Below are 4994 nucleotides of genomic sequence, written 5' to 3'. Positions count from 1 at the left end.
GGTCAACGTGACCAATGGTGCCCACATTAAGGTGGGGTTTGTTACGTTCAAACTTCTCTTTAGCCACTTTTCAATTCCTCTATATAAAGATGAAATATCGAAACTATTCTTCGTCTCTTTGCATTCCGCCCTTCGCAATCACTTCATCAGCGACATTGCGCGGAGCTTCCTGGTACTTCAAAAATTCCATGGTGTAGGTTGCACGGCCCTGAGTTGCAGAGCGCAAGGCAGTCGCATAACCAAACATTTCCGACAATGGAACTTCAGCGTCAATCACCTTGCCCATCGGACTCTCATCCATACCCAGGATCAAGCCGCGACGACGGTTCAAGTCGCCAACCACATCACCCATGTTTGCTTCCGGAGTAACCACTTCAACCTTCATGATCGGCTCAAGCAATACCGCACCACCTTTTTGGGCCAATTTCTTGGTGGCCATGGATGCAGCAATCTTAAAGGCCATTTCTGACGAATCCACATCGTGATAAGAGCCATCGAATACAACAGCCTTTAACCCAAGTAATGGATAGCCCGCCAGAACTCCGTTTTGCATTTGTTCGGCAATGCCTTTCTGAATCGCAGGGATGAATTCCTTGGGAACCACACCACCCACAACCTCATTCACAAACTCCAAGCCTTCAGCACCCTCATCTGCACCGGGAGAAAAGCGAATCCAGCAGTGACCAAACTGACCGCGGCCGCCCGACTGACGCACGAACTTACCTTCAATTTCGCAGGTATTGCGGATAGCCTCACGGTAGGCCACTTGCGGCTTACCGATGTTAGCCTCCACACCAAATTCGCGCCGCATACGATCGACAATAATATCGAGATGCAACTCACCCATACCACCGATAATGGTTTGGCCAGTCTCTTCATCAGTGCGGACACGGAAAGAGGGATCCTCCTGAGCCAGCTTGCTCAGTGCGACCCCCATTTTTTCCTGATCAGCCTTGGTTTTGGGCTCAACTGCCACATGAATTACCGGCTCCGGGAAATCCATCCGCTCAAGAATAATCACATTATCGAGAGCGCAGAGAGTGTCACCGGTCGTACAATCTTTAAAGCCGATACCTGCAGCAATATCGCCTGCCAATACTTCTTTAATTTCCTGACGCTGATTCGCGTGCATTTGCACCATACGACCAACGCGCTCCTTTTTACCCTTTACTGAATTCAGCACAGTATCACCCGATTCAAGGGTGCCCGAGTAAACACGAAAAAAGGTTAAGGTACCCACAAATGGATCGGTGGCAATCTTGAAAGCCAAAGCCGAAAAAGGTTCATCATCGCTCGCTTTACGCGTCGCAAGGGTTTCACCATCTTCAAGCACACCTTCAATCGCCTTCACTTCTGTTGGCGCAGGCAAATAGTCAACAACCGCATCCAGCATTGCCTGGACACCCTTGTTCTTAAACGCCGACCCACCGATCACCGGGATAATTTCGTTAGCTAACGTACGCGCACGAATACCAGATTTGATTTCTTCTTCAGTTAGCTCTTCGCCACCCAAATACTTTTCCATCAACTCTTCGCTGGACTCAGCCGCAGATTCAATCAGGAACTCACGCATTTTTTCACAAGTTTCGAGCAGATCCACTGGGATCGACTCGTACTTGAAGGTCATACCCTGATCTTCTTCATTCCAGATAATGGCACGCATCTTAACCAGATCGACAACACCCTTGAACTCTTCTTCAGAGCCAATTGTCATCTGCAATGGCACAGCGTTAGCCCCCAGACGGGACTTCAACTGCTCCACCACACGCATATAGTTGGCACCAGTACGATCCATCTTGTTCACAAATACAATACGCGGAACTTCGTATTTGTTCGCTTGACGCCATACTGTTTCAGTTTGCGGCTGCACACCTGAAGACCCACAGAGAACGACAACAGCACCATCGAGGACGCGCAATGAACGCTCCACCTCGATAGTGAAATCAACGTGCCCGGGGGTATCAATTACATTGATGCGATGCTCATCAAACTGCCCACCCATGCCTTTCCAGAAGGTAGTTACCGCAGCAGAGGTGATAGTAATACCGCGCTCCTGCTCCTGCACCATCCAGTCAGTCGTTGCAGCACCGTCATGCACCTCACCAATTTTGTGAGACAAGCCGGTATAAAACAACACACGTTCGGTAGTCGTCGTCTTACCCGCATCTACGTGGGCGCAGATGCCGATATTGCGATAGCGTGCGATAGGTGTTTTACGTGCCACAGAGGTATTCCCCGATTACAAATTCGCTACTAAAGATAAAGGCAGCTACTGCTGCCCTTAGTCTTACATAGGCGTTTTGGAGCAAACTTCCATTAAAAACGGAAGTGCGAGAACGCTTTGTTCGCTTCAGCCATACGGTGAACGTCTTCACGCTTCTTAACCGCAGCGCCTTTGCCTTGTGCAGCATCCATCAGCTCACCAGCCAAACGCGCCGGCATTGATTTCTCACCACGCTTACGCGAGTAATCCACCAACCAACGCATTGCCAGCGCAGTACGACGCGATGCACGTACTTCGACAGGAACTTGATAGGTTGCACCACCCACACGGCGAGACTTAACCTCAACCAGCGGAGCGATGTTTTCGAGAGCCTCGGAGAAAACCTCCAAAGGGTCGCGATTCAATTTGGTTTTAACGATATCCATAGCACCATAAATAATGCGCTCTGCTACCGACTTCTTACCACTGATCATCACGTGGTTCATAAACTTTGCCAGAGTCACGTTACCGAATTTTGGATCCGGCAGCGTGTCGCGTTTGGCGACGACTCGTCTTCTTGGCATTTTAATAGCCTCTCTTCAGGAATTATCCAAGACAACATTTGAAGCCCAATTGCTACAAATTTGCTTGGCCTTACTCGGTTGTACACCGAAAACATTAAACGCAAAGCATAAGCGGCGGATAAATCCGCCCGCCATATTACTTAGGACGTTTAGCACCGTATTTGGAACGACCCTGTCTACGCTTGGCAACACCGGAAGTATCCAGTGAACCGCGTACAGTATGGTAACGAACACCTGGCAAGTCTTTAACACGACCACCACGAATGAGTACCACGCTGTGCTCTTGCAAGTTATGGCCTTCACCGCCGATATAGGAAGACACTTCGAAGCCATTGGTCAAACGAACACGGCACACTTTACGCAATGCTGAGTTTGGCTTTTTAGGTGTAGTCGTATAAACGCGAGTGCAAACACCGCGGCGTTGCGGATTGCCTTGCAGAGCTGGAACGTCGCTCTTGTCTACGATGGGTTTTCTCGGCTTACGAATCAATTGATTGATCGTTGGCATGAAAACAAACTCCACAGATAATACGCCTTCACAATTGAAGGCAGGTTTAAGAAAGCGGGCTAATACATCAAAAATAGCCCCGCTTCCCACTTCGGAAAAAGTGGGTGGCGCATTGTAAAGATGCACCCCACCACCGTCAAGGTAAAGCCCGCTTATTTAATGGACAATTGCCCGATAAAAAAGCAAGGCTGGGGTTGCCAGCCTTGCTTCGGGCTTACCGTGAGAGCTTGCGCCCTCGTCACTTCGGCCTTGAATCAAGCATTAGCCAATGCTTGATTTCAGCGCCTCAGTCAATGCTGCTTCAACGTCCTCTGCACTTACACCAACATCATTACTGATAGCAGCTTCACGGCGACGTTTGCGGTCTGAGTGGTAAGCCAGACCAGTACCAGCGGGAATCAAACGCCCCACAACCACGTTTTCTTTCAATCCGCGCAACGCATCTTTTTTGCCAGTCACTGCCGCTTCGGTCAATACACGGGTAGTTTCCTGGAACGATGCCGCCGAAATAAACGATTCGGTCGCCAACGATGCCTTGGTAATACCCAACAGCTGACGTTCGTAGTTTGCAGGCTGACGCGCCTCTGCACGCAGCTTTTCGTTCTCTTCCAGCACGTGATTGTATTCAACCTGCTCGCCTTTCACGAAAGTAGAGTCGCCCATGGTGCTAATCTCTACTTTACGCAGCATCTGACGAACGATGGTTTCAATGTGCTTATCGTTAATCTTCACGCCTTGCAGACGATATACGTCCTGGATTTCGTTGGTAATGTAACGTGCCAGCGCCTCAACACCTTGCAAGCGCAGGATGTCGTGCGGGTTGCTTGGGCCGTCAGATACAACTTCACCCTTGGCAACCATCTCACCTTCAAACACAGTCAATTGACGGTGTTTAGGGATAAGCACTTCGTAGTGAGTTGAACCATCTGGTAACAATTGACCATCCACAGGGGTGATGATTAAACGACGCTTGCCCTTAGTTTCTTTACCAAAGCTCACAGTACCAGAGATTTCCGCCAGGATTGACGGCTCTTTCGGGCGACGCGCTTCAAACAAGTCAGCAACGCGCGGCAGACCACCGGTGATATCGCGGGTCTTGGAACCTTCTTGCGGGATACGCGCAATAATGTCCCCCACGTTAATAATGTCGCTGTTGTTGATGCTCAAAATCGCTTTTGGCGGCAACATGTAGTGCGCAGGGACGTTGGTGTTCGCAAGGAACAGCTCTTTACCTTTCGCATCGACCAAGGTTACTGCTGGGCGCAGATCTTTACCGGCAGATGGACGCTCAGCTGGATCCAACACTTCGATAGAGCTCAAACCCGTCAATTCGTCAGTTTGACGACGGATAGAAAGACCGTCTTCCATTCCTGAGAATGCAACAGTACCTGCCACTTCCGATACAATCGGGTGAGTATGCGGATCCCATTTAGCAATGATTTGGCCACCTTTTACGGCCTCGCCATCTTTAACAGTAATCAAAGCACCGTAAGGAATCTTGTAACGCTCACGCTCACGACCACTGCCATCGGCAATCGCTAATTCGCCCGAACGGGATACTGCCACCAGGTTGCCCGCCGGATTGCTTACAACCTTTACGTTCAACAGACGCACAGTACCTTCTTGTTTAACTTGTACACTATCTGCTGCAGACGCTCGCGATGCCGCACCACCAATGTGGAAGGTACGCATGGTCAGC

Annotated in this window: 3 protein-coding genes and 1 pseudogene; all 4 read right to left on the bottom strand. The window is 49.9% G+C overall.

Going from position 1 to position 4994, the window contains the following annotated elements; translation table 11 throughout:
- Window positions 1–103: 103 nt before the first annotated feature.
- On the bottom strand, window positions 104–2224 hold the full coding sequence (gene fusA / locus ACWA6V_RS17255; RefSeq protein WP_449523652.1) for an elongation factor G: 2121 nt from the start codon (window positions 2222–2224) through the stop codon (window positions 104–106).
- A 92-nt stretch (window positions 2225–2316) separates the two neighbouring features.
- Entirely contained in the window at window positions 2317–2787 is a 471-nt protein-coding gene (gene rpsG, locus ACWA6V_RS17250; protein ID WP_039913025.1) for a 30S ribosomal protein S7, read from the bottom strand.
- A 136-nt stretch (window positions 2788–2923) separates the two neighbouring features.
- A complete protein-coding gene (gene rpsL / locus ACWA6V_RS17245) occupies window positions 2924–3295 on the bottom strand; it encodes a 30S ribosomal protein S12 (protein ID WP_062058902.1) in 372 nt (123 codons plus the stop codon).
- Window positions 3296–3556: 261 nt separating this feature from the next.
- Window positions 3557–4994 (bottom strand): annotated as a pseudogene (locus ACWA6V_RS17240) (DNA-directed RNA polymerase subunit beta'); the annotation flags it as partial.

This window comes from Cellvibrio sp. (assembly GCF_053579595.1).
This window is presented reverse-complemented; position numbering and strand designations above follow the sequence as displayed.

What these genes read in the sequence shown, in the direction of transcription:
- rpsL (WP_062058902.1), bottom strand. Translation starts at nt 3,295, where the DNA reads ATGCCAACGATCAATCAATTGATTCGTAAGCCGAGAAAACCCATCGTA.
- rpsG (WP_039913025.1), bottom strand. Translation starts at nt 2,787, where the DNA reads ATGCCAAGAAGACGAGTCGTCGCCAAACGCGACACGCTGCCGGATCCA.